At 65.6% G+C, this 26,343-nt stretch carries 17 protein-coding genes; 7 read left to right on the forward strand and 10 right to left on the reverse strand.

What is annotated here, in order from left to right; genetic code table 11:
* Positions 1 to 47: 47 nt before the first annotated feature.
* The 3 genes from I6J77_RS10805 to I6J77_RS10815 all read right to left on the reverse strand — a co-directional run bounded on the left by I6J77_RS10805 (position 48) and on the right by I6J77_RS10815 (position 5,336).
* A complete protein-coding gene (locus I6J77_RS10805; RefSeq protein ID WP_204108984.1) occupies positions 48 to 3,638 on the reverse strand; it encodes a methylmalonyl-CoA mutase family protein in 3,591 nt (1,196 codons plus the stop codon).
* A gap of 182 nt (positions 3,639 to 3,820) precedes the next feature.
* Positions 3,821 to 4,723 carry an alpha/beta hydrolase gene (locus tag I6J77_RS10810; protein WP_204108985.1) on the reverse strand — a complete coding sequence of 301 codons (903 nt, stop codon included), beginning with the start codon at positions 4,721 to 4,723 and terminating at the stop codon, positions 3,821 to 3,823.
* Positions 4,724 to 4,733: 10 nt separating this feature from the next.
* Positions 4,734 to 5,336 carry a TetR/AcrR family transcriptional regulator gene (locus tag I6J77_RS10815; RefSeq protein WP_204108986.1) on the reverse strand — a complete coding sequence of 201 codons (603 nt, stop codon included), beginning with the start codon at positions 5,334 to 5,336 and terminating at the stop codon, positions 4,734 to 4,736.
* 109 nt (positions 5,337 to 5,445) lie between these two features.
* On the opposite strand from I6J77_RS10815, the gene I6J77_RS10820 reads away from it, so the two are divergent.
* From I6J77_RS10820 to I6J77_RS10835, 4 genes are all read left to right on the forward strand, one after another.
* On the forward strand, positions 5,446 to 6,243 hold the full coding sequence (locus I6J77_RS10820; protein WP_056715674.1) for a M48 family metallopeptidase: 798 nt from the start codon (positions 5,446 to 5,448) through the stop codon (positions 6,241 to 6,243).
* 245 nt (positions 6,244 to 6,488) lie between these two features.
* Positions 6,489 to 7,592, forward strand: coding sequence for a Glu/Leu/Phe/Val dehydrogenase dimerization domain-containing protein (locus I6J77_RS10825; RefSeq protein WP_056715671.1), 1,104 nt, complete (start codon positions 6,489 to 6,491; stop codon positions 7,590 to 7,592).
* A gap of 126 nt (positions 7,593 to 7,718) precedes the next feature.
* Positions 7,719 to 9,275 carry a phospholipase D family protein gene (locus I6J77_RS10830; protein ID WP_204108987.1) on the forward strand — a complete coding sequence of 519 codons (1,557 nt, stop codon included), beginning with the start codon at positions 7,719 to 7,721 and terminating at the stop codon, positions 9,273 to 9,275.
* Between the two features lie 78 nt (positions 9,276 to 9,353).
* The gene (locus I6J77_RS10835; protein ID WP_056715690.1) at positions 9,354 to 10,511 is read left to right on the forward strand and encodes an isovaleryl-CoA dehydrogenase; all 1,158 of its coding nucleotides are present in this window, start codon (positions 9,354 to 9,356) and stop codon (positions 10,509 to 10,511) included.
* Between the two features lie 58 nt (positions 10,512 to 10,569).
* Here the strand turns inward: I6J77_RS10835 and I6J77_RS10840 are convergent, their stop codons facing one another.
* The 6 genes from I6J77_RS10840 to I6J77_RS10865 all read right to left on the reverse strand — a co-directional run bounded on the left by I6J77_RS10840 (position 10,570) and on the right by I6J77_RS10865 (position 20,391).
* The gene (locus tag I6J77_RS10840) at positions 10,570 to 12,633 is read right to left on the reverse strand and encodes an enterotoxin (protein ID WP_204108988.1); all 2,064 of its coding nucleotides are present in this window, start codon (positions 12,631 to 12,633) and stop codon (positions 10,570 to 10,572) included.
* A gap of 125 nt (positions 12,634 to 12,758) precedes the next feature.
* Positions 12,759 to 14,006: an RICIN domain-containing protein gene (locus tag I6J77_RS10845; RefSeq protein ID WP_204108989.1), complete on the reverse strand. Its 1,248-nt coding sequence runs from the start codon at positions 14,004 to 14,006 to the stop codon at positions 12,759 to 12,761.
* A gap of 113 nt (positions 14,007 to 14,119) precedes the next feature.
* Positions 14,120 to 17,059, reverse strand: coding sequence for a TonB-dependent receptor (locus tag I6J77_RS10850; protein WP_204108990.1), 2,940 nt, complete (start codon positions 17,057 to 17,059; stop codon positions 14,120 to 14,122).
* A 307-nt stretch (positions 17,060 to 17,366) separates the two neighbouring features.
* Positions 17,367 to 18,296, reverse strand: coding sequence for a 1-phosphofructokinase family hexose kinase (locus I6J77_RS10855; RefSeq protein ID WP_204108991.1), 930 nt, complete (start codon positions 18,294 to 18,296; stop codon positions 17,367 to 17,369).
* Positions 18,293 to 19,216, reverse strand: a complete 924-nt coding sequence (locus I6J77_RS10860) for a carbohydrate kinase family protein (protein ID WP_204108992.1) — start codon at positions 19,214 to 19,216, stop codon at positions 18,293 to 18,295. Before I6J77_RS10860 ends, I6J77_RS10855 begins: the two co-directional genes overlap by 4 nt.
* Positions 19,213 to 20,391 (reverse strand): SIS domain-containing protein, encoded by a 1,179-nt coding sequence (locus tag I6J77_RS10865; RefSeq protein WP_204108993.1) that lies wholly within the window; start codon positions 20,389 to 20,391, stop codon positions 19,213 to 19,215. The genes I6J77_RS10860 and I6J77_RS10865 overlap by 4 nt, the downstream gene beginning before the upstream one ends.
* A 117-nt stretch (positions 20,392 to 20,508) precedes the next feature.
* On the opposite strand from I6J77_RS10865, the gene I6J77_RS10870 reads away from it, so the two are divergent.
* From I6J77_RS10870 to agaR, 3 genes are read left to right on the forward strand one after another with little or no spacing between them, the layout of a single operon-like run.
* Positions 20,509 to 21,414: a class I fructose-bisphosphate aldolase gene (locus I6J77_RS10870; protein WP_239308938.1), complete on the forward strand. Its 906-nt coding sequence runs from the start codon at positions 20,509 to 20,511 to the stop codon at positions 21,412 to 21,414.
* A 25-nt stretch (positions 21,415 to 21,439) separates the two neighbouring features.
* Positions 21,440 to 22,681 carry an amidohydrolase family protein gene (locus I6J77_RS10875; protein ID WP_204108995.1) on the forward strand — a complete coding sequence of 414 codons (1,242 nt, stop codon included), beginning with the start codon at positions 21,440 to 21,442 and terminating at the stop codon, positions 22,679 to 22,681.
* On the forward strand, positions 22,674 to 23,471 hold the full coding sequence (gene agaR / locus I6J77_RS10880; RefSeq protein ID WP_007806087.1) for a transcriptional repressor AgaR: 798 nt from the start codon (positions 22,674 to 22,676) through the stop codon (positions 23,469 to 23,471). The genes I6J77_RS10875 and agaR overlap by 8 nt, the downstream gene beginning before the upstream one ends.
* Positions 23,472 to 23,487: 16 nt before the next feature.
* On the opposite strand, the gene I6J77_RS10885 is transcribed toward agaR, so the two are convergent.
* The gene (locus I6J77_RS10885) at positions 23,488 to 26,319 is read right to left on the reverse strand and encodes a S8 family serine peptidase (protein WP_204108996.1); all 2,832 of its coding nucleotides are present in this window, start codon (positions 26,317 to 26,319) and stop codon (positions 23,488 to 23,490) included.
* Between the last annotated feature and the right edge of the window lie 24 nt (positions 26,320 to 26,343).

Here is a 26,343-nt window from a genome sequence, read left to right on the forward strand (position 1 = left end):
CTCGCCCCCTACATATCCGTTGAAAAGCGCCATCCGTGCCTCCTTCCTCACATATTCCGCCGATACTCCCCCCCCACCTCATAAAGCGCATGCGAAATCTGCCCCAACGAGTTGTACTTCACCGCCTCCATCAACCGCTCAAACACATTCCCCCGCTCCCGCGCCGTGTCCTGCAGCGTCCGCAAGCTCCCCGGCACCAGTGAGTTCCGCGCCTCACCATACAACTTCACATGCGCAATCTGCGCCCCCTTCTCCTCCTCCGTCGACCGGATCAACTCGATCTCGGTAGCAATCTCCCCCCCATGATCCTTCGGCAGGAACGTATTCACGCCGATCAACGGCAACGAGCCATCATGCTTCTTGTGCTCGTAATACATCGACTCTTCCTGGATCTTGCCGCGCTGGTACATGGTGTCCATCGCGCCGAGCACGCCGCCGCGCTCGCTGATCGCCTCGAACTCCTTGTACACCGCTTCCTCGACCAGGTCGGTCAGCGTGTCGACGACGTAGCTGCCCTGCCACGGGTTCTCGTTGAAGTTGAGGCCGAGTTCCTTGTTGATGATCATCTGGATCGCCACCGCGCGGCGCACGCTTTCCTCGGTGGGCGTGGTGATCGCTTCGTCGTAGGCGTTGGTGTGCAGGGAGTTGCAGTTGTCGAACAGCGCGTACATCGCCTGCAGCGTGGTGCGGATGTCGTTGAACTGGATTTCCTGCGCGTGCAGCGAGCGACCTGAGGTCTGGATGTGGTACTTCATCATCTGGCTGCGGCTGCTGGCACCGTAGCGCTCGCGCATGGCGCGGGCCCAGATGCGGCGGGCGACGCGGCCGATGACGGTGTATTCCGGGTCCATGCCGTTGGAGAAGAAGAAGCTGAGGTTGGGCGCGAAGTCGTCCACCTTCATGCCGCGGGCGAGGTAGTACTCGACGATGGTGAAGCCGTTGCTGAGGGTGAAGGCGAGCTGGCTGATCGGGTTGGCGCCCGCTTCGGCGATGTGGTAACCGCTGATGCTGACCGAGTAGAAGTTGCGCACCTTGTGGTCGACGAAGTACTGCTGGATGTCGCCCATCATGCGCAGCGCGAATTCGGTGGAGAAGATGCAGGTGTTCTGCGCCTGGTCTTCCTTCAGGATGTCGGCCTGCACGGTGCCGCGCACCTGGGTCAGCGTTTCGGTCTTGATGCGGGCGTAGGTTTCGGCGTCGACCAGTTCATCGCCGGACACGCCAAGCAAGCCGAGGCCGAGGCCTTCGTTGCCCTTGGGCAGGTCACCCAGGTATTGCGGGCGCTGGCGGCCTTCGTAGAGCTTGGCGATCTTCTTTTCCGCTTCCGCCCAGCGCGCGTCATCAGCGCGCAGGTATTTCTCCACGTTCTGGTCGATGGCGGTGTTCATGAACATCGCCAGGATCATCGGCGCGGGGCCGTTGATGGTCATCGACACCGAGGTGCTGGGCGCGCTCAAGTCGAAGCCGGAGTACAGCTTCTTCATGTCGTCGAGCGTGGCGATGTTGACGCCGGAGTTGCCGATCTTGCCGTAGATGTCCGGGCGCGGCGCGGGGTCTTCGCCGTACAGGGTGACCGAGTCGAACGCGGTGGACAGGCGCGTGGCGGCGCCGCCCTGGCTCAGGTAATGGAAGCGGCGGTTGGTGCGCTCGGGCGTGCCTTCGCCGGCGAACATGCGGGTGGGATCTTCGCCGCTGCGGCGGTACGGGTAGACGCCGCCGGTGTACGGGTAGTGGCCGGGCAGGTTTTCCTTGCCGAGGAAGGTGACGAGTTCGCCCCAGTCCTTGGACTTCGGCGGGGCGACCTTCGGGATCTTCTGGTGGCTCAGGGATTCGCGATAGTTGTCGACGCGGATGACCTTGTCGCGGACCTTGTATTCGTTGACGTCGGCGGTGACCGATTGGTACAGCGCCGGCCATTCGCGCAGCTGATGAATCGCTTCGTGGCTGAGTTCCTTGAGGGCGGCGTTGTAGCGTTGGCGCAGGAGGAGCATGGAACGGTCGGTCGTGGCCGTGCCCCCATCCGTCCGTTGGGCACCTTCCCCCGCAGGCGGGGGAAGGGAGGCATCCAGAGCGTCGCTGGTGTAGAGGTCGAGGGGTTTGGGCAGCTTGTCGTCGCCCAGTTCCTTCAATGCTTCGTAGTAGTGCTGCGCCTTGCTGGCGAATTCGGCCTGGGTCTCGATGCCCTTGTTGATGGCGCGGCCCTGCTCGGCGATCTCGGCGAGGTAGCGCACGCGGGCGCCGGGGATCAGCACGGTGGCGCGGGGTTCTTTCAGGGTGGTGTCGAGTTGCGGGGTCCAGCTGCATCCGGCTTCGGCTGGGGCTACCCCACCCTGCCCTCCCCTGGAAGGGGAGGGTTCCAGAGCGGGCTGCCCTGCCTTGGAAGTGGCCGCGCCCAGATGCAGCTTTTCGCGCATCAGGCGGCACAGGTTGGTAAACATCCAGGTGACGCCCGGATCGTTGAACTGGCTGGCGATGGTCGGGTAGACCGGCACGTCGTCATCTTTCACGCTGAACGCGGTGTGGTTGCGCTTCCACTGCTTGCGCACGTCGCGCAGCGCGTCTTCGGCGCCGCGCTTGTCGAACTTGTTGAGCACCACCAGGTCGGCGAAGTCGATCATGTCGATCTTCTCCAGCTGGCTGGCGGCGCCGTAGTCGCTGGTCATCACGTAGACCGGGAAGTCGACCAGGTCGACGATCTCCGAATCGCTCTGGCCGATGCCGGCGGTCTCGACGATCACCAGGTCGTACGGCTGGCTCTTCAGGAAGTCGATGCAGTCGTGCAGCACCACGCTGGTGGCGGCGTGCTGGCGGCGGGTGGCCATGGAGCGCATGTAGACGCGATGGGACCTCAACGAGTTCATGCGGATGCGATCGCCCAGCAGCGCGCCACCGGAGCGGCGGCGGGTGGGGTCGACGGCGAGCACGGCGATGCGCATGTCGGGGAAGGCGTGCAGGAAGCGCAGCAGCAGTTCGTCCACCACGCTGGACTTGCCGGCGCCGCCGGTGCCGGTGAGGCCGAGTACCGGGGTCTGCTTGCCGGCCAGCTTCCATTCCTTGCGCAGGCGTTCCAGCTCGGCGTCGCCGAGGCGGCCTTCCTCGATGGTGGATAGCATGTGGCCGATGGAGATTTCGTCATCGACGTCGACCTTGCTGGCGGCGGTTTCGACGCGCTGGTCGACCGCGGCGCGGGTGCGGTTCATCACGTCCTCGATCATCTCGACCAGGCCCAGCTTCATGCCGTCGTTCGGATGGTAGATGCGCTCGACGCCGTAGGCCTGCAGCTCGCGGATTTCCTCCGGCGTGATGGTGCCGCCGCCACCGCCGAACACGCGCACGTGGCCGGCGCCGCGCTCGCGCAGCATGTCGACCATGTACTTGAAGTATTCGACGTGGCCGCCCTGGTAGGACGACAGCGCGATCGCGTCGGCGTCTTCCTGCAGCGCGGCGCGCACCACGTCCTCGACCGAGCGGTTGTGGCCCAGGTGGATCACCTCCGCACCCTGCGACTGGATGATCCGCCGCATGATGTTGATGGCGGCATCGTGGCCATCGAACAGGCTGGCGGCGGTGACGAAGCGCAGCGGGGTGGTTTCCGTCTGGGGGGCGCTGGCGGGGACGTGCTTGGCGGGGGAACTCATGGCAACTCCGGCATCGATGCTTGAACCTGTCGATTCTAGTGGATCGACGACGGGCTCGCGGGATTGCCGGCGTACCTTGGCGTACGGACATGCGGCTGTACCGACCCCTTGCCATCGACGCTTTCGCGGGAATGACGGCAACCGGGAGGGCCTGGAGGCGAAGGAGTCGCTGGCGGGAATGGCTAGAGGCAGAGCGCCAGGTTCGGGCTGCCGATCACCCGCGTGCCGACGACTTCGCCGCGCACGAAGGCCAGCGCGGCGTCGATCACTTCCGGCGCATCGAGCACGCGGCGATGGCCCAGGCCCTGGGTGGTGAACAGTCGCGCGCCGGGCCAGAACTGGGCGTAGCGTTCGCCCTCGCCCCACGGCACGTCGGCGTCGTCGAGGTCGTGCACGATCAGTGCGGGCTGGCCCAGCGCAGGCAGGCGGCGATGCACCTGCAGTTGTTCGACGCTGACGCCGGTGCGGCGCAGCAGCCAGTCGTAGAACGGCTGGCGCAGGTGTTCGCCCAGGCGCACGAAGCGGAAGAAGCGGCTGGCCGCGGCCTTCATGTCCGCCGCGGGCGCCACCAGGATCAGCCGATCGGCATGCCAGTCCTCGTCCTGGGCGAAGGTGACGGCGGCACCGCCCAGCGAGTGGCCGACGGCCAGCGCGGCGCGGCCGTAGTGTTCGCCGATCGCGTGGGTGGTGGCGGTGAATTCGGGCAGCGTGCACAGCTTGCCGCTGCTGTGGCCGTGGCCGGGCTGGTCGAACGTGACCACGGCGAAGCCCAGCGCACGCAAGCCCGCCACCCACGGCAGGAAACGCAGGCCGAAGCTGGACCAGCCGTGCGCCAGCAGCGTGTACGGCTGGGTCGCGGGATCGCCCCAGATGTAGGTGGCGATGGTTTCGCCGCGGACCTGCAACTCGCCGCGCTGCATCTGCGCATCGCCCTGCACCGCGTCGGCGCGAACACGGCTGCTGGCGAACGGGGTGGCGAACAGGCGCGCGGCGCGGTTCACGGTGCGCTTCGGTGCGATCCGTCCGCCCAGCACGAAGCCGGTGCGCACGGTGGTGAGTTTGAGTCGGTCGATGACGGTGGACATGGGTTTCGCCTCAGGTTTGCCAGCTGCGCCACAGGCGCTCGAAGGCCGCGCGGGTGCGCTGGCCGGCTTCGTCGAATCCGAACAGCCCGGCGTCGTGGTGCAGGCCGAGCATCAGGGCGTAGATCTCGAAGGCGAGCTGGGCGACGTCGGTGTCGCTGCGCAGCTCGCCCAGCTCGACCGCCTGCGCGATCGCTTTTTGCAATTCATCGCGCCAGCCGGACTGTTGCCGCACCACGCCATCGTGCAGCGCGCCGTCGCGGCCGTCGTATTCGCTGGCGGCGGACAGCAGCACGCAACCGCTCTGGTGTTCGCGGCTCCATGCGAACCAGTTCGCCACGATCGCACGCAGCCGCGGCAGGCCGCGCGGCTGTTTCAGGGCGGGCATCAGCACCTGGCTCACGAAGCGGTTGCGGCCGGTGTCGAGCACGGCCAGTTGCAGCTCTTCGCGCGAGCCGAAGTGGGCGAACACGCCGCTCTTGGACATGCCCACGTCGGCGGCCAGGTTGCCGATCGACAGGCCTTCCAGCCCGTCACGACGAGCCAGCGCGTAGGCGTGGTCGAGGATGGTTTCGCGGGTGGTGGCGCGTTTGCCGGGGAGGGTTGCGGTCGTCATGCGGCAGAAAATAGCACGATCGTTCGTACATTTCATCAACGCCGTGTTGATCCCGACCGTGATTTCCTGCGGTTATGCTCGAATCACGACCGTCCTCAGGGGATCACGCATGAAACACCGCCATCTGCTCGCCACGCTGGCTGCCACGTTGCTGGCCGGCTGCGTCACCTCGCCCACCGGGCGTTCGCAATTGATGATGGTGTCGGACAGCCAGATGAGCCAGATGGGGCTGACCGCGTTCAACGACATGCGCAAGCAGGGCAAGTTCGTCGACGCGCCGCGCGAGCGCGCCTACGCCACCTGCGTGTCCAGCGCGCTGATCGCGGTACTGCCGCCGCCATGGAACACCCAGCAGTGGGAGGTGCAGATCGTCGACGACGACAGCGCCAACGCGTTCGCCCTGCCCGGCGGCCGCATCGGCGTGAACAAGGGCATGTTCAAGCTGGCCAGCAACCAGGACCAGTTGGCCGTGGTGCTGGGGCATGAGTTGTCGCACGTGGTGGCGCGGCACGGCGCGGAACGCGTGTCGGACAACATGGCGACCCAGGCGGCGGTGGCGGCCGGCACGATCTACGCCGGCACCCGCGGCACCAATGCCGGCTATGCGGCCGCCGCGCTGGGCCTCGGCGCCCAGGTCGGCATCCTGCTGCCGTTCTCGCGCACCCAGGAAAGCGAGGCGGACACGCTGGGCCAGCGCTACATGGCGCAGGCCGGTTTCGACCCGCGGGCGGCGGTGACGCTGTGGGAAAAGATGGGTGCCCAGGGTGGCAGCAAGCCGCCGGCGTTCCTGTCCACCCATCCGTCCTCGGGAAACCGCGCCCAGGCGCTGAACCGGCAGGCCGAGCAGTTGCTGCCGGCGTACCAGCAGGCGCGCAGCAGCGGGCATGCGCCGAACTGCCGGATGTAGGGGGCCGCAGCCCGCTTCCGGAGTCGGCCGCGCCGCGCCCGAAGCCTCCATACGCAGGCGCCTTGCTGCGCCGCGGCACCACCTGCGGGGGTGACGTACTAAACTTGACGCTTTGATTCATCGCCCCGGCTCCGGTCGGGGCGATCAGTTTCAGGCGTTTTCAAACCCCCGGCGAAGTCCCGCATGCTCTCCGCCACCCTCTGTAGATGCCCACCGGCACCGTAAATCATGGAGTCACCGTTCCAATGATCTTTGAAACCATCGCCAACACCGGTCACGAAGAAGTCGTGTTCTGCCACAACAAGGACGCCGGCCTGAAGGCCATCATCGCGATCCACAACACGGTGCTGGGCCCCGCGCTCGGCGGCCTGCGCATGTGGCCGTACAAGACCGAGCAGGAGGCGGTGAACGACGTGCTGCGCCTGTCGCGCGGCATGACGTTCAAGAACGCGGTGGCCGGCCTGAACCTGGGCGGCGGCAAGGCGGTGATCATCGGCGATCCGAGCAAGGACAAGTCCGAGGCGCTGTTCCGCGCGTTCGGCCGCTTCGTCAACTCGTTGAACGGCCGCTACATCACCGCCGAGGACGTCGGCATCGACGTCAACGACATGGAATACGTGTTCCGCGAAACCGAATACGTCACCGGCGTGCACCAGGTGCACGGCGGTTCGGGCGACCCGTCGCCGTTCACCGCCTACGGCACCCTGCAAGGCCTGATGGCCACGCTGCAGGCGAAGCATGGCAACGAGGACGTGGGCAAGTACAGCTATGCCGTGCAGGGCTGCGGCCACGTCGGCGGCGAGTACATCAAGCTGCTGCGCGAACAGGGCGCCAAGGTGTTCGTCACCGACATCAACAAGGAAGCGGTGCAGCGCTGCGTCGACGAGTTGGGTTGCGAAGCGGTGGGCCTGGACGAAATCTACGACGTGGATGCGGACGTCTATTCGCCGTGCGCCCTGGGCGGCACCGTCAACGAGCAGACCATCGACCGCATCAAGGCGAAGATCATCTGCGGTCCGGCCAACAACCAGCTGGCCACCGACGAGATCGGCGACGAGCTGCAGCGTCGCGGCGTGCTGTATGCGCCGGACTACGCGGTCAACGCCGGCGGCGTGATGAACGTGTCGCTGGAAATCGACGGCTACAACCGCGAGCGCGCGATGCGCATGATGCGCACGATCTACTACAACCTGGGCCGCATCTTCGAGATCTCCAAGACCCAGAACATCCCGACCTACAAGGCGGCTGACCGCCTTGCCGAAGAGCGCATCAACGCGATCGGCAAGATCAAGCTGGCGCACATGGGCAATGGCGGCACCCGCTTCCAGGGTCGCATGCGCGGTCAGTAAGCGCGCCACCAGGGGCCTGCCGGTCTGCCGGCAGGCCCTGTTTCCGCAAGGGCCTGCCGTCGATCGCGGCAGGCCTTTGCGCATCTGCGACAGCCCACGAATAATCGGAAGCCGGAGGTGCCACGGATGCGCAGGATCATGATCTGGATGGGTTGGGCCGTGCTGGCCCTGGTGCTGCTGGTCGCCAGCGGCCTGTTGCTGGCCGACCACCTGACCCCGCGCGCCAGCGGCGCCGCCAGCACGACCCTGCCGCTGCAGGCGGCACAGACCCCGATCGATCGCGAACTGGCACCCTATCTCGCCGCCCACCCGGGGCAGACCGCGGCGACCCTGCTGCATGACGGCCTGGACGCGTTTGCCGTGCGCGCCGCTTCCGCGCGCATCGCCGGGCGCAGCCTCGACCTGCAGTACTACATGTGGCACGACGACCTGGTCGGCCATCTGCTGGCGCGCGAGGTGTACGCCGCCGCCGAGCGTGGCGTGCGCGTACGCCTGCTGATCGACGACATCAACACCCAGGGCCTCGACCCGGCGCTGCTGGCACTGGATGCGCACCCGAATATCGAAGTGCGCCTGTACAACCCGTTCCGCAACCGCAGCGGCGTGTGGCGCCTGCTGGAGATGGTGCAGCGCTTCTTCAGCGTCAACCATCGCATGCACAACAAGGCGTGGATCGTCGACGGCCGGCTCGCCGTGGTCGGCGGGCGCAACATCGGTGACGAGTATTTCGACGCCGCCAGCCGGGTGAATTTCCGCGACCTGGACATGCTGCTGCTTGGCCCGGCGGTGGCGGACGCCAGCACGATCTTCGACGCGTTCTGGAACTCCAGCGCCGTCGTGCCGATCGAGGCGCTGAACCCGCAGACGCCGGAACACCTGCAGCAGATCGTGTCGCGGCTCGGCCAGGAATCCGCCGGGCCCGACGCGCAGGTGTATCTGCAACGGGTTGCCGCATCGCCGTCCGCACAACAGCTGGCCAACCACGAGTTGTCCATGCACTGGAGCGCCAACATCGTGGTCGCCTCCGATCCGCCGCTGAAGTTCCGCTCCACCGATCGCGGCAGCTGGTTGCAGCCGCGCCTCACCGCACATCTCGCGGGCGCGCACAGCGAGGTGATGCTGATCTCGCCCTACTTCGTGCCCGGCAGGAACGGCACGGCCACCCTGGTCGGGCTGGCGCACGCAGGTGCACGGGTGGGCGTGATCACCAATTCGCTGGCCGCGAACGACGTGCCGGCCGTGCACAGCGGCTACGACCGCTACCGCCGCAAGCTTCTGGAGGGTGGCGTGCACCTGTTCGAGATCCGCCGCAATGGCCCGAAGCCGGCCCAGGGCCTGTTCGGCAGCAGCGGCGCCAGCCTGCACACCAAGGCCTTCGTGATCGACGGCGAACGCGGTTTCGTGGGCTCGTTCAACATCGACCCGCGCTCGGCCAACCTCAACACCGAAATGGGCGTGCTGTTCGCCGATGCCGGGCTGGCCCGCGACCTGCGCCAGGAGTATCTGCGCCTGGCCTCGCCCGCCCTGAGCTACCAGGTGCAGCGGCGCCCGGACGGCTCGCTGCAATGGCTGGACGCCAGCAGCCAGCCGCCGCGCTTGCTGGACCACGAGCCCGACGCCGGCTGGTGGCTGCGCGCCACCACCCGCGTGATGAGCTGGCTGCCGATCGAATCGCAGCTGTAACTCCCTTGGGCGGGCATCGCCGGCGTTGGCGGGCCGCGTGGGTTAAAATCGCCGTTCTGCACACCCATGGAGTTCGTGATGCGCCCGTTTCCGCTTGGAGAAGACATCGACCTGCTGCGCGAATCCGTGCATGCGTTTGCGGAAAAGGAGATCGCCCCGCGCGCCGACAGGATCGACCGCGATAACCTGTTCCCGGCCGACCTGTGGCGCAAGTTCGGCGAGATGGGCCTGCTCGGCGTGACGGTTGCCGAGGAGTACGGCGGCAGCGGCATGGGCTTCCTGGCGCACATGGTGGCGATGGAGGAAATCTCCCGCGCATCCGGTTCGGTCGGGCTTTCGTATGGCGCGCACTCCAACCTGTGCGTCAACAACATCTTCCACAACGGCAACGAGGCGCAGAAGCAGAAGTACCTGCCGAAACTTTGCAGCGGCGAGTACGTGGGCGCGCTGGCGATGAGCGAGCCCGGCGCCGGTTCCGACGTGGTCGGCTCGATGAGCTGCAAGGCCGAGCTGCGCGGCGACGTGTGGGTCGCCAACGGCAACAAGATGTGGATCACCAACGGCCCGGACGCCGACGTGCTGCTGGTCTACATGCGCACCGCGCCGCGCACCGCCGGCAGCCGCTGCATGACCGCCTTCATCGTCGAGAAGGGCATGAAGGGTTTTTCCACGGCGCAGAAGCTCGACAAGCTGGGCATGCGCGGCTCCAACACCTGCGAGCTGGTGTTCGACAACTGCGAGATCCCCGCCGAGAACATCGTGGGCGAGGTCAACGAAGGCGTGCGCGTGCTGATGAACGGCCTGGACACCGAACGGCTGGTGCTGTCCGGCGGCCCGATCGGCCTGATGCAGGCGGCGCTCGACCTGGCCCTGCCCTACGTGCGCGAGCGCAAGCAGTTCAACGCGCCGATCGGCACCTTCGGCGTGATGCAGGCGAAGATCGCCGACATGTACACCGCGCTGCAGAGCTCACGCGGCTTCGCCTACATGGTGGCGCAGCAGTTCGACGCGGGCGTGAAGTCGCGCATCGACCCGGCCGCCTGCCTGCTCAACGCCTCGGTCAATGCGGTGCAGGTGGCGCTGGAAGCGATCCAGACGCTGGGCGGCAACGGCTACATCAACGAGTTCCCCGCCGGCCGCCTGCTGCGCGACGCCAAGCTCTACGAGATCGGCGCCGGCACCAACGAGATCCGCCGCATGCTGATCGGCCGCGAGCTTTTCCACGGCAAGGCGTGACGAGATCTGGTGCGAATGACCGGCGTTTCCACCCGATCATTCGCACCACCCCGGAGTATCAGGAACCCGCCACCGGCGTCAGCTCCAGCGTCAACACCTCGAACGGCGCCAGCGTGATCGTGCCTGGTTTGTCCGCATCAAGTGTCATTCCGGGCTTGGCCGCATCGCTTTTCCACGGACTGTGCGCATGGAAACGGCGCGCCGCGCCAGCAGGAAGTTCCAGCTGACGTTGCAGGTCGACCACCGCCAGCTGCGCGTGGTCACCCGGATTGCGCAGGGTGATGATCGACTTGCGCGGCGACCACGCTGCCCAACCGTATACGTCGAGCCGATCCGGATCGCCGCCGATCCAGTGTGTGTCGCGCAGCACGTCAGCGTTCGCGTGCGACCAGTTCGCCGCTTCGGCCAGCACGTCCCAGTCGTGGTCGCTCAGCAGCGACGGCGTGATGTACAGCTCCTGCAGCTCGGTGCCGCTGGCGAAGTACGAGTGCACCTCGTTGGCGAAGTCGTGGCCCGGATCGGTGTTGAGCTTGCGGTTCTCCTTCGCGTAGATGATGCCGTGGAGCATCAGCGAGTTGATCGGGAACAGCGGCCCCTTCAGCACGATGTTGCGGTAGGTCTGCGCATCGCGATAGGTGATCCACTGCTCGCGCGTGCTGCCGACGCCGGTTTCGCTGTCGTCCTCGCCGTCGCGCCAGATGGTGTCGGCGTAGCGCAGCCAGAACGGCGACGCCCAGGTCCCGGTGGTGAGGTTGATGAAGGTGTCCGGCTTGGCCGCGCGGATGTCGTCGATCAACTGGATCGCCGCCGCGAAGTCACTGTCGAAGCGGCTGCCCGGGAACACCTTGTCGGCGTTGCCGGTGCCGTCGAACTTGAACTGGTTGATGCCGTCCTTTTTGACCAGGTCCATCACCGCGTCGTGGAAGCGCTGGTAGTACTTCGGCCCGGACAGGGCCAGGCCGCCGTCGATGATTTCGTAACCCGCCTGGGCACCGCGTTCCGCGCGCTCCTTCGCGGGCGGGCCGTAGCCGCCCCACGGCGACAGCCACACGCCCGGCGCGGCGCCGTACTTTGCGGCGGCTTCGCGCAGCGGCACGAAACCATGCGGAAAGTCCTTGCTGAAGTGCCAGCTGCCGCTGCGGTCGTCCCAGCCATCGTCGAACAGGAACGAATCCAGTTTCACGCCGCGCTTCACGTGCAGCTCGGTGCCCACCGTGTTGATGCGGTCCAGCGCCTGCGCCTCGGTATACGGCGTGAAGTAGCCGATGTCGTACCAGGAGTTGTAGTGCAGGAACGGCCGGTACGGGTGCGCCCGCTCGCGCTCGACGTAGCCGGCGAAGTCGCGCCGCAGCTGGCCGTCGCGCACCACGCCGACCACTGCCGAATAGTCGACGGTCTTGCCCTTTTCCAGCGGCAGCGTGCGCGACAATGTGAGCTTCACTTCGTTGTGCCGCACCGCGCTGTCCGATTGCGGGTTCTCGAAACCGAGGTAGACGTTGCCGGCCACCACCGGCGAGCCGTTCACGCTGCCAACTACTTCGGCGTCCACCAGCTGCGTTTCCAGCAGCGACACCTTGGCGATCTTCTCGTCCTGCTTCAGCGCGGCGATGCTGACCACCTCGCGCAGGTAGGGCGAACCGTCACGCTGCACCAGTTTCCAGTCCACCCGGAAGCGGCCATTCGCGTCACCGAAGCTGGCCTCGACCGCCCGGCCAGGCTGGCGCATGGCGAGGCGCGAAGCCTTCGCGTCCACGGGCAGCGGGCGGGCGCGCGGCGGCGACAGCAGCTTCATGTCGGAAGCCTTGATCGTGCTGCCGTCGACCAGCAACAGCGCGAACGGCGCGGGCACGGCGAACGTGCGGTCGTGCGCCCGGTCGGTCATCGTCATGTCGACGAGCCGCTTGCCATCGAGCTTCCATGTCGCCTCGATCGCGGCGTTGCCGAAACGCTCCACGCCATGCCGATCGGCGAAGGTCGCTGCGCCGGGTTCGAGTACAGCCTTGTCCCGGACGGTGCCGTCACCGGCGTGTGCCGTGCTGAAACCCGTCAGCGCGGCCAACAGGCAGGAAGCCAGCACGCTCATGCGCGACAGGCGAAAGGGATGCGGATGCGTTGCTGCCATGGTTGCCTCTCGTGTTGATTCATTGATATCCACCCGCCGGTTGCGCTCGATGCCCGGTGCCAGTGCGGCTTCGCATGACGATGGGCGATGGCGGCATCGAGCGGCAGGTCGCCCTGCAGACACGCTTACAGCTGCCTGGGTATCCACTGCTGATAGTCGGACGAATTGCAATCCGCCAGATTCACCGTGCTGTTCTGGCCGGCATCGCCGGCTGCGTTCAGGCATTGACCGGAGCCCACGTTGAACCAGGCCTCCGAGCCCGGCATGTACAGCCACTCCTGATTGCTGTCGGCGGTGCAGCTTGCGGCAAGTACGGCACTGCTGCCGTTTGCCTGCAGGCATACGTTGCGATCGATCAGATTCAACCGGTTGCCGACATCGTTCGCCAGCAGCTGGTTGCCCACCGCCCAGGACGAGCTGTCGCTGCCCGCACAGACATTGAGGCCCAGATGGTTGCCGCCCAACGTATCCGCGCAGTAGTGCTGGACGCGGTTCCGGGCGATGAAAGGCGCCCCGGGCGGCTGGTTGATGGTGGCGATGGCCGTCTTGTCCGGGTTCATCATCGAACTGGCGATGGACGCGCAATCGCCATAGGTTTCTGTCGAGGCGTTGTTGGTCTGCACGGCATTGCCCGCGGGATCGTACATGACCGGAGCGTAGAACACCGCCGTCGTGGGCGGCACCTGGGAGCAGGAGGAATACTGCTGCGATCCCTGGGTGAAGTTTTCGACGAACTGCGGCACGACCGCCTGCAACAGGCCGTTGCCCGCCGGCGAATGGATGGTTCCGATCACCGTGGTCGTGCCGGTGTCCTCATCGGTGATGGAGGCCTGCCACAGGTAGTTTTCGCCGGCGTCGGCCGCGCCCGCAGGGATCGTCGTCTTTCCCGCGTACTCCACGTGCAAGGTGTACCTGGCCCCTTCCCTCCACGCCGGCTCCTTGCTGCCTTTGGTGGTGAACAGGCATTGAGTGCCGGTACCCTCGCCACCGAATGCCCGGCACACCGCACCGGAGGCGGAGCCGGGTTTGTCGACACTGGAATCGTAGGTCTGGCCGAAGATCGAAAAGAGAACGGTCTTGGTCTTTTTCGAATTCTGCTGGATCCCGGCATAGCCGCCCTGGTTGACGTTGACCGTCCAGAAAAACTGGCTGGCGTAGAACGTATTGCCGTTGTTGCCAGGCTCACGGGTCACCCGGATGGAAGCATCGATCCCGTTGTAACCGTACAAGCCGTCGGCGTTCGCGACGGTCGAGGCGGGATAGTAGTAGTGATTCGCCGCCATGCCGCCCGCAATCACGGCGTGCGCCGGGCCGGCCAGGAAGGCTCCGATACCTGCAAGCCCATAGGCGAGATGCAACAGATATTTTTTCATGGGATACCTCGGTGGATAAGCGAAGGTGATGCCGTCGGCCGCGCGGCGCGGGAACGTGGTTCGCGGACAATCAGCAGGGGCGTCGCACCGTATCGGCGCGACGCCCTGCGTCCTCATCGAAAGGTGTAACGGGCGATCAGCATCGTCGTCCGCGGTGCCTGCCAGGTTGCCGCGCCATAGCTCGGGTTGAGGATCGGCGAGCCATCGTTCTGGAAACTGCCGGTGTCGTAGCGCTGCTCCGCATCGATGCCACCCTGGCGATTGGTGACGTTCTGCATCTGCAGATCCAGGCTCAGGTGATGGGAGTCGCTGATGGCCCAGTCGTAGCCCACGCCCAGGTTCCATTGCCAGAACAACGGCGTACGCCCGGCCGCGCCCAGCGGTGCCGGTACGTTGTTGCAGAAGTGGCTGGCGGCGCCGTATTGCTCGGCGGGGTTGTCGATGTCCGGATAAGTGCCAAGGCAGTTCTGTGGCGTGCCGGTGGACAGATCGAACGTGCTGCCGATACGCAGGCCGGTCGCGAAGTAGTAGATGCCGTTGAGCTTGAGGCTGTGCCGCACGTCGCCGGCCAGGTTGCCGGAGCTGTGCTCCATCAGGCCGGGGAAGTCCCACAGGATCTGCTCGGACGGTCCGCCGTTGGTGCGCGTACCCAGGTTGAGCAGGCCGTCGTAGTTGCCGTACAGGTGCGCCCAGGTATAGCTGAGGTCGAGGAAGTACGGCTCGTCGCTGTTCTGCGTGTGCGTCAATTCCAGCGTGAGGTGGACGTACTTGCGCGTAGGCGCCGGACCGAACACGCTGCCCGGCACGGTCAGCGAATCCAGCTTGCCGTCGCCGTCGTAGTCGCGCATGAACACCTGGGCGATGCCCGGGTTGATCATCGGGCAGCCGCTGGAATCCTCGTAGTCCGGGTAGCCACGGGCCTGCGCGTAGTCGGTGATGCCCTGGGTGTAGCAGGTATCCTCGATGGCGCGCTTGAGCGAGGAGTAACCCAGCTCGGCCATCGACGACCAGCTGTTGCCCAGCGTCTTCTGCACGTACACCTGGAACTCGTACTGGTACGGCGCCTTGATGTTGGACGTGGCGACGTTCGCGGCGCTGGGCGCCTGGCCGTTGATCAGCGTCTCCTGCGGACCGATCTGGGTCAGTCCGGTCGGCGCCTGCGTGTTCGGATCCCTGCCGGCGTAGGTGTAATAGCGGTACCACTGGGTGACGGCGCCGGCTGCACCGTTGTTGACGCTGGACGGAATCGGGATGGTGTACTTGCCGGCGTTCGCACCGACCTTCATCGTGCTGTCGCCGTAGACGTCCCACGACACGCCGAACCGTGGCGACAGCAGCGGCAGGTGCCAGAAGTTCTGGCCGTTGACGTTCTTGTTGATGAAGGTGTCGTCGCGCAGGCCCGCATAGACGATCCAGCGGTCGGACGCCTGCCAGTAATCGTCGATGTAGAACGCCTTGTTGACCGTGTAGAACGGACCGCCGGTGCTGATGAAGTACTGCGCCACGTAGCGGCCATCGGCAGGTGCCGGCGAACCGTTTGGCAGCACGCTGCCGGGCTGGGTGTAATAGGTCCAGTCGCCGCCGTCGGTGGTGGTGCTGACGTTGTTGATGAAGTGCTTGTAATGCTCGCCGCCGATGGTGATCTTGTGGTCGCCCAGGTTCCAGGTGAAGTCGCCCTTGAAGCCGCGGCGCCAGTAGGCGAACGGATACAGCTTGCTGCTGGTGGTGGTGAGACCGATGTTCTTGTGCACCTGGGTCACCGGATCGACTTCGATCACGTAAGGCAGGTTGGTGCCCGAGGTGGAAGTCGGGCTGAGCGAGGACTGGCTCAGGTATCCGCCCATCAGGCGCAGGCTCATGCTGTCGTTGATCTGCCAGTGGTAGTTGCCGATCAGGAACTGGTTCTTCACCTGGGTCGAGGTCCAGCCTGCGTACGCGCCCTGCGAGGACGGGTCGTAGTCGCGCGTCAGGCTGTACCGGTTGTTGAAGGTATTCTTCCAGTCACGGTTGCCGACCACGTTGAACGACTGGTCGGCGTTGATGTTCCAGGTGAGGTTGAGCAGCCCGTTCTTGTCGCGGTTGGCCGTGTCGATGTGCCGGTTCTGCGTATTGCTCTGACTGGTATTGGCCGGCGAGTTGCCCAGCATGGCGAAGAAGAACAGCTTGTCCTTGACCAGCGCACCGGACGCGAACAGGTACTGGTTGGCCACGTTGGCGCTGTGGCTGTTGGAGGAATTGAAGTGGTAGTAGTCGCCCTGCGATGTGCGCGAATCGCGCGCATGCGGGTTGAACCACGAAGTCGCCGGCGTGAAGTACAGCGAATAACCCGCCTGGAACCGGTTGGTGCCCTGGCGCACGGTGGAGGCGATCGTGCCGCCGGTGGTGCTGGTCCAGCTCACGCCGGCGTTGGCGCTCAATACCTGGGTCGAGGTGATCGCCTCGGCCGGCAGGTAGGTGGCACCGAGCCCGTTGTAGTCGTAGGTGCTGTCGAATTCGTTGTAGTAGTAGCGGTTCTCGGCCGGACTCGCGCCGCCCATCTGGATCAGACCGGTAGTCTGGTTGTCGTATTTCACCTTCGAGCTCAGCAGCGCGACGCTCTCGGGGCCGCGCCCGGTCGGCAGCTGGTTGACCACGCTCATGCTGTAGTTGTTGGAGAACTCCGGCGTGCTCACGTCGATCGGCATCACGTCGGCATCGATGGCTCGTCCGGACACCCGAATCGCGCCGAGATTGGTGGCGCTCGCCGACGCGGTGGCAGCGGCCTCGACGCCGGAAAGCGCCGGCACCATCGTCTGCACGTTGGCGCTCACCACGACGGTGCGGGTGCCGATGGTGGAGCCGTCCTGCAACACGGTGACGGTGTACTTGCCCGGGTTGAGGCCGCCCACGTTGTAACGCCCATCGCTGTCCGGCTGCAGTTCGCGGTGGTAGCCGGTAGCCGGATTGACTACTTCGAGCGTGACATGACTGCCGCCAGGCTCCCTGCCATACAGGCCGCCGGTGATCGATTGCGCCTGCGCGACATTGGCGCCCAGTGACACCAGCAAACCCATGGCGAGCAGCGTTCGCCGCAAACCGTCAGCGCTGTTCCCGGCGCCCCGGTGTGCGGCAGCGATCAACAACTTCCTGCTCCTGCCCGCGACGGTGAAACCATCATTCTTTTCAGCATGCATTGAAATGCCCCTCACGTAGTTCGTTGTCGCCCTGCGCAGAAATGCCCCTCCCCTCTGCCACAGGCGGTTGTGGTTATCCGTGGGAACACCTCCTGCCCACGAACTCGCTTGCACGTTCTCCAGAATTTCGGACAAAAGCCTCCCTGCCGGACCCATGACTGGCCCGGTTTGACTTCCTGTTTTTCAATCACGCCAGACGCTGCACTCGAACCTTTGCGAGCAACGTCTCAACCGCCCGTCGTTCGACGAAACCGGTTTCCTGACCTTGCGCATTGGCCGAGCCGCAGGCCACGCCCAAACGCAAGATCCCCTCCAAATTCATGTTTCGCGCCATGCCTACCGTCATGCCGGCCAGCAGGCAGTCGCCGGAACCCACCGTGTTGCGTACCTGTTCCAGTTCGATCAAGGCATGCCAGACGCCAGTCGCATCGGCAGCCACCGCGCCCAGTGCACCCATCGTCACCACCGGCATCGCGATGCCGCCGGCATGCAGTTCGCGAACCGCCTCGACTGCTGCGGCGAGATCGCCGATCGGACGTCCGAGCAGATCGGCGATCTCGTCGCGATTGGGCTTGACCAGAAATGGTCGAGTCTGTGCCGCGTGCTGCAGCAGTTCGCCACCGGCGTCGATCAGGCAGTGCTTGCCGGCATCGCGCACATGCGCTGCCAGTTCGGCATAGGTGGTCGACGGAAACCCTCGCGGCAGGCTGCCGGACAGCACGATCAGCTCGCTGTCATCGACGCCACGACGAAACGCGCGCAGCAAGGCTTCCTGCTGCGCGCCGTCCAGCAGCGGCCCCTGCCCGAGAATCTCGGTGACCTGGCCGTCCGCATCCTGCAACGCGATGCAGGTGCGCAGGCTCTCGGCAACCTCGATGCCGTGGAACACAACGCCGCGTTCGCACAGCAGCCGACCGATCATGTTGCGATGGGCCGGGTCGACCAGGCCGACCAGTTGCACGCGCTCACCCAGCGCGGCAATGGTCTGTGCCACGTGCAAACCCTTGCCGCCGGGATACGCCTGTTCGTCGAGTGCGCGGCTGACTTCGCCGGGACGCAGCGCATCCAGCCGGATGAGCCGATCGATCGCGGTGTTGAAACCGATGACCGTGATCACGACAGGTTCGCCAGCAGGGTGTCCACTTCCGATACGCTGGCCTGGCCGACCGTGCCGCCGGTTCGGCGCGTGGAGAGGCTGCCGCAGGCACTGCCCCAGCGCATGCAGTCCTGCAGGGTCTGGCCACGCAGCCACGCATGCAGGAAACCGGCGTCGAACGAATCGCCGGCGCCGGTGCTGTCGACCGGATGGACCGCAAACGCCGGCACTTCGAGCAGTCGCCCCTGATCCAGGCTGGCGCAGCCGAGCTGTCCGCGCTTCACCACGGTTTGCGTGCGCCCGTTGTGCAGCGCATGCAGGCCATCAAGCACCCGCTCGCGGCCAGTGATGGCCGCCAACTCCAGCTCGTTGGGCAGGAACAGGTCGACTTCCTCAAGCGTGCCAAGCAGGTCGGACGCCCACGCCTGCTGCGGATCGAAGCCGGGATCAAGCGAAGTGCTCAGGCCGGCGGCATGCGCACGTGCGAACAGTGCGCGGCAATCGGGCCGCAGCGCACGCTGCAGGTAGTACGAGGAGACGTGCAGGTGATCGGCGCTGGCCAGCAACGCATCGTCCACCTCGTCCGCGCGCAGCGTGGCGATCGCGCCGGGGAACGTCACCAGAGCGCGATCCTGCGGCGTCGACAGCGAGACGGTGACGCCGGTGCGCAAGCTCGCCTGCGGCTGCACGGCGGCAATGTCGATGCCGGCGTTACGCAACGCATCGAGACAATAGGCGCCCCAGCTGTCGTCACCGAGCTTGCCGCGGAATGCCACGGGATTGCCCAGCCGGGCCAGCCCCATCGCACAGATCATCGAGGAGCTGCCTGGCGTCATGCAGAAGTCGTCGGCCAGCACTTCGCGGCCTGGCGCAGGCAAGGCATGGCAGTGCTTGAAGACCAGATCGACGTTGATTTCGCCGACGACCAGGATGCGCTTCATGCTTCCCCCTCATGCTCGCTTTCCGAGCTGCGCTCCCGGTGCATCGGAAAGTGCTCGACCACGCGCGTGAGTACGCCCTGCGACGGCGTGTCGGGTTTGCCACCCAGCTTGAGGCAACGGAAGAACGCGAGCAGTTGCCCCACCACCACATCCGCCAGCAGCGGCAATGCATCGTCCGTCGCACCCAGGCCCGCCTGCTCGATCGCCACGTCGTGCGGCCCCAGCACATCTGCCGGGATGTGCTCACCCACCAGCACACGGGTCGTGCCCAGTTGCTTGCGTGACAGTTCGCGCAACAGGTCGAGCTCGTAGGCACGCACCGCCGGGTCCGGTGACAGGAAGCCGACCACCAGGGTCCTGTCGTCCAGGCTCGACATCGGCCCGTGGCGCAGGCCGAGATAAGTTTCCGCCACCGTGACGACCGCGCCGCCGGTCATCTCCAGCATCTTCAGCGCACATTCGTGGGCCGCGCCGAGCGCGCCGCCACTGCCGAGATAGACGACCTTGCCGAACTCGCCACGGGCGACGGTCGCAAGCGCATCGGCCTGTTCGTCGAAGACGCGCTGGACGCCGCGCGCCAGCCGGGTTACCGCCGCGATGGCGTCGCTGCCTCCGCGCTGAACCAGGCCGAAGCCGGCCAGCAACAGGTTGGTGAAGCTGCTGGTCATCACCAGGCTACGGTCATTGGTGCGCTCGTCCAGCACCAGCACGGTAACCCGCGGGTCATTGCGATAACGGGTGGCGAGCTTGCCGTTGGCGTTGCAGGTGATGACCAGGTGGCGATAGTCGGGGGCATCCGCCAGCAGGCGATCCACCACGCCACAGCTTTCCGGGCTGTCGCCGGAACGCGCCAGCGAAATCAGCAAGCCGGCGCCGGGTGGTAGCAAACTGCGCCAGTGCGTGAGCAAGCTGCCGGCTGCAATCGCCTGGGCGGGGATACCCAACTCGACCTGCAGGCTGGGTGCCAGGCATTCGCCGATATACATGGAGCTGCCCGAACCGGTCAGCACGATATGGCTCGGGCGCGGCACCAGCGCTGCCTGCATCAGCTCGCGCAGTTGCGGCTGGCGCAGCAGCTCGGCCGTATCCGACCAGGTCGCCGGCTGCTGCAGGATCTCGCGCAGGGTATCGGCGTAGCCGTGCGCCTGCTGCGCCGCCAACGGGGCTGCATGCAAGGCGTCCAGCCCAGTCGAAACTTTCGTTTTATTGCTTAATTTTGACATTTTGCCAAATTCGATTGAATATGAAAGTATGCAGCTTCCGAACCGAGAGTATTCGAAATGAAACAAAGCTTGCAAGAGGTTTCGAACACCGGCAGCCAACTTTCCCGGCTCGCCCTGTCCCATGGCAAGCGCACCCGTCTATGGCGGTTGCTGTACGGCTACGGTCCGCGCAACGGCAGCTTGCTGGTGCTCCCGCTTGACCAGGGGCTGGAGCATGGTCCCACCGATTTCTTTCCCCACCCGCCGGCCGTCGATCCGAGCTATCAGTTCGAGCTCGCCGCGGCCGGTGGCTTTTCTGCCATCGCGCTGGGCATTGGCCTGGCCGAGAAGTACATGGCCGAGTACTGCGGCCGGGTGCCGCTGATCCTCAAGCTCAACGGCAAGACCAACATCGCCAGCGACGCCGAAGCCACCTCGCCGCTGTTCGCCTCGGTCGAGGACGCGGTGCGTCTCGGTGCCGACGCGGTCGGCTACACCATGTACGTGGGTTCGCCGCGCCAGCACGACGAAATCCGCCAGTTCGAAAAGGTACGCCAGGACTGCGAACGCTATGGCATGCCGCTGGTCATGTGGGCGTATCCCCGCGGCAGCGCGGTCAACGCCAGGGGTGGCACCAATACGCTCTACGCGCAGGATTACGCCGCCCGCGTGGCGCTGGAGATGGGCGCCGACATCGTCAAGCTGCACGAGCCGAACGACAGCGTGGCGAATGTACCGGCGCCTTACGACAAGTTGCAGGAGGAGGCCGCTGCCCGCTGCGAACGCGTGGTGCGCTCGGCCGGTCGCACGATGGTGCTGTTCTCCGGCGGCGAGAAGAACGACGATGACGCGGCGGTACTGCGCAAGGTCGAGTTCTACATGCAGTCCGGCGCCAATGGCGTGATGTTCGGTCGCAACATGTGGCTGCGCCCGTTCGATCAGGCAGTGGCGCTGGTTCGCTCCGTCCACGACATCATGGCGAAATATCCGCGCTGAACAGGCAGACGAGGCACGCAGCCCGATGAGCGACAGTTCCTCCCGATCGCAGTTCCTGATGCAGGCTGGCTGCCTGTGCTGCGCGCCGCCCGGCGGCGCCGGTACGGTGCGCATCGAGGGCAGCAAGAATCCCCTGCAAACCCGGCCTGACGCTGGCAAGAGCGGGTTGCGACTGAAGGACTTCCAGCCGCGCAGCATGCTGCAGGTACCGAAGACGCGCATCGAGCAACCGCGCTTCCCGGTCATCGACGTGCACGCGCACCTGAGCTGGTCGAGCAACGTGCGCAGCGGCATCTCGGTGGGCGAAGAAGTGACCTTGTTCGCCCGGCCCGAGGATCTGCTGCCGGTGATGGATCGCAAGGGCATCCGTACCCTGGTGAACCTCACCGGCGGCGTCGGCGCCGGCCTGGAAAAGAGCATCCGCAGCTTCGACCAGGCCGCACCCGGCCGTTTCCTCACCCTCACCGAACCGTCATACGAATACTTTGCCGAACCGAACTATGCGCAGTTGCAGGGCGACGCGATCGACCATGCCAAACATGTCGGCGCGCGTGGACTGAAACTGCTGAAGACGCTGGGCTTGTATCTGCGCGAACGGATCGACGAAGGCCCGCTGGTGGCGGTGGACGACCGCCGCTTCGATCCGATGTGGGAAGCCTGTGCCGCCCACGACCTGCCGGTATTCCTGCACGTCTCCGACCCGGAGGCATTCTTCCTGCCTACCGACGAGAACAACGAGCGCTACGAGGAACTGGCCAATCATCCGGACTGGTCGTTCTACGGTCCGGAGTTCCCCGGCAATGCGGAGTTGCTCGCCGCGCGCGACCGCCTGATCGCACGCCATCCGAAGACCACGTTCGCCCTGCTTCACGTGGGCAACAACGCGGAAAACCTCGCCGCCGTGGCCGCCTGCCTCGATCGCTTCCCCAACACGGTGATCGACATCAGCGCGCGCATCGGCGAGCTGGGTCGCCAGCCACGCATCGCGCAACGCTTCTTCGACCGTTACCAGGACCGGATCATGTTCGGCACCGACGCGGTACCATCACCGTACGGGGACGACGTGCCGCAGCAGCTGTTCGGCGACGAGCTCTACGAGATCTACTACCGCTTCCTGGAAACCGACGACGAATACTTCGATTACGCACCGGCGCCGACGCCGCCGCAGGGTCGCTGGTCGATCTACGGACTCGCCCTGCCGGACGAAGTGCTGCGCAAGGTTTACCATGACAACGCCGCCCGACTTCTGAAAATCGCCCATGAGTGAAACCCCCGTCGCCTCCCGCCGCCTGCTGGTCGAAGAACGTCGCCGCCTGATCGTCGAACTGGTCGAACAGCAGGGGCGCGCCACGGTGGAGGAACTGGCAACCCGCTTCGGCACCTCCACCGTCACCATCCGTGCAGACCTGGACGCGCTCGCGCGCAGCTCGGCAATCGCCCGCTCGCATGGCGGTGCCTTGCCGGCTGCGCCAGCAACGAACGACACCCCGCTCAATATCAAGGAAACCCGCTGGCACGCGCAGAAGCTGCGCATCGGCCAGGCCGCGGCGAAAATGATCCGGGACGGCGAGACGATCATCCTCGATTCCGGCTCGACCACGGTGGAGATCGCCCGGCAGATCCGCCAGCTGAAGTTCGAATCGCTCACGGTGATCACCAACGCGCTGAATATCGCGATGGAGCTGTCCGGCCTGCCGCAGATTCGCGTGATGATGCTGGGTGGCATGCTTCGGCAGACTTCGTATTCACTGGTCGGCCCGGATGCCGAGCAGGCGCTGGCCAAGCTTTCCGCGGATCGCCTGTTCCTCGGCGTCGACGGCCTCGATCCGGAGGTGGGCGTAACCACGCCCGATCCGCTCGAGGCGGCATTGAATGCGCTGATGATCCGCGTCTCGCGCCAGACCATTGCCGTGCTCGATGCCAGCAAGCTGGGCCAACGCAGCCTGTCGGTGATCACGCCGGTGAAGAACCTCGACATCGTGATCACCGACACCAGCGCGCCGGCCGAAACCGTCGAGGCACTGCGCGCCGCCGGCGTGCAGGTCGTGCTGGTCTGACGTCGGCGGGCGTCGCTCAGAAGTCCAGACGGAAGTTCGCCGTGGCCATCCTGGCCTGCTGGCGCTGACCGAGATACTCGTCGTAGCCCATCTGCAGGCTTGCGCGCGGGCTCATGCGCCAGTCCAGCGTGGTGCCGAGCACGCCGCCATAACGCGACAGCCCGATGCCGCCGACCGGAGCGAACTGATCGATACCGCTGAAGCTAGCGTCAAACACTTCGCCGCGCACACCGAACGACTGCTGCCACGACACGCGGCCCTGCAGGCTGAGACTGCCACCGCCGGGCAGACTCCAGTCACGCGTGGCCCGCAGGCCCGCGCCAGCCTGCCAGCGCGCCGTGGTTTGCGCCGCCGATTTCAGGCCGAAGCCATAGGCGCCCCGCTCGTTGAAACCGTCGCGCTGGATCTGCGCATACTGCAGGTTCATGTAGGGCGTGACCTGCGTGCGGCCCAGCGCCAGGCGATAGCCGCTTTCGCCATAGGCCACGCCGTAACGACCGTTGCCGTCACTGGCCACCCCGGCGAACTGATCGCCGAGCTGCAGCTGACGGCGCATGGTTTCGCGGTAGCTGCCGATGCCGAAGCGGCCCATCGCGTACCACGAGCCGTGGATCACGCCGCCATACAGCATCGCTTCCAGCGCATGGCTGTAACCCTGGTCCGCACGCTTGGTCAGCCGCCCCAGGCCCTGGCTCTGGCCCAGCGCGTAACCGACGATGCCGTTGCCGTCGACGCGATAATCCTGTCCCACCAGCGAGCCGCCAAGGTCATAGCCGACGTTGTCGTAGCCGCTGCGCGACAGGCCGCCGTGATAGCCGAGGTTCTGCGTCCAGCCACCCACGGTCGGTGCGTCGAGCAGGCTGTCGAAGCGATCGGACAACGCCCGCGTACCGGCATCGATCGCCTCGAACGTCATCGCCGCGCTGGCGGCATGCAGCTGGCCGGAAAGGCTGTCGAGTGAGCTTTGCACGGATGACACGTCACCCGACCGTTGCAGGCTGCCCGCACCCTGCACGAAGCTGGTCGATGCCGGGGTGATTCCTGTCGGTGCAGCCGGGCCCAACCGGGTGTTGATCAGGTCGAACGCGTTCTGGACGCGCTGCGCCGCTCCGTGGGATGCCGCGGTGTAGCTCATCCCCTGCACTGCGGTGACGCTGACCTGCGACACGTCCAGCCATACCGTGTTGGCATCGTAGTTGAGGGTCGCCGTGAGCAACACGTTGGACGCGGAACTCAGCGAATCGAAGGTACCGAAAAGTCCCCCGGTGGCATTGAGTACATCGGTATGGGAGTCGACCACGTAGTTGTCGACGACGGCGGCGACATTGAGGTCGCCGGCAATGGTCGCCTTGCCCGAGACGTTCAGCGCGGCGCCGAGATAGATGGACAGTTGTCCGCCGGAGCCCTGCGAATAATCGCCCGATATCAGGCCACCCCGGGATGCGAATCTGCCATTGTTCACCAGGTTTCCGTTGACGCCGTTGCCCAGCGCCGAGGCACCCACTTCCAGCGTGCCCCCCGGGCCGACCGATGCCGATCCCGGTACATATCCCGACACGACCGTGCCACCGAGTACGCTGGTAGTGCCCTTGTAAGTGTTGTTTCCTTGCAGATACAACGTGCCCGTGCCGGAAACGGTCAGGCCACCGTTGCCCGAGATGTCGTTGGACCAGGCGGACGTGCTTCCATCAAGCGTGACATCGGCATCGCCCCAATCGAACTTGCCCGGACCGTTCACCGCCTTGCCCACGTCCAGTTCGCCATAGCCGAACACCGGGTCCGGACCCGGCGCGCCAAGATCGTCGGCCGTACCCAGCAGGGTCTGTCGCACCAGGTCGTTGGTGAAGTAGGGAAACGCCTGCCATACCAGCGCCGCTGCACCGGAAACCTCCGGGGCAGCGAACGAAGTACCGCTGACCTGCCAGTAGGCGGGATTGGTGGTGCTGGCGAGGGTGTCCTTGTCCAGCACGATCACGTCGCCGGGTGCGGCCAGACAGTAATTCATCGCGACGCCACAGGCATTGGAATAGCTCGCCAGCTGGTTCGTATGGTTGCTGTCCACCGCCACCGCGACCAGCCAGCCCTTGTCGAGTTGGAGCGTCGGCGCGTAGGTCGGCAACGCGGCGATGTCGCTGGGGTCGCTCTTCGAATCATTGCCGGCAGCAAACACCACCAGGCCACCGTGTTGCACCACGAACGGCGCATAGGCGTTGCCGAAAGCCTGGTTGATGGAATTGTTGCCGGTATCCCAGTAAATGCCGCCCCAGGAATTGTTCATCACCTGCACCCCGGCAGCGATCATGGCCGGGTTGAGCGTCTGCGCAAAGAACGCCGCATCGGCGGCAGTGACTTCATTGCCCTGCCCCGAGCCGTCATCCTTGGGTGTCACGTCGCTGATGATTCGCGCGGATACCAGGGTGGCGCCCGGCGCAATGCCACCGGGGAACCTGCCAAACGCGGTACCGGCAGCAATCTCCGACACCCACGTGCCATGGCCCACCACGTCATCGATGGCAGTGTTGTTGCTGCCCGGGTCGACGTAGATCAACTCCTGCGAAACGCGCCCCGAGACGGTCGGATTGTTACGCATGATGCCGCTGTCGACGATCCCGATCACCACGCCGGTGCCGGTGTAGCCCTGATTGTGTGCGGCGTACGCGTTGGTGATGTAAAGCTGGGCATCCCGCGGCGGCGGATTGTTCGAGGTGGTGGGCGGCGGCGAGCTCGGCGTCGTCGGTGGCGGTGTCGGCTTGACGTTGCCGCCACCGCCGCAGGCGCTCAACCCCAGCGCCACCGCCACCAGCAGCGCCAACTCGCGACGCCGGAAAACCGAATCGAATCTGTTCATCATGCCCCCGCACGCGCGTTTCGA

The organism is Rhodanobacter sp. FDAARGOS 1247 (assembly GCF_016889805.1).
Classification (GTDB): Bacteria; Pseudomonadota; Gammaproteobacteria; order Xanthomonadales; family Rhodanobacteraceae; genus Rhodanobacter.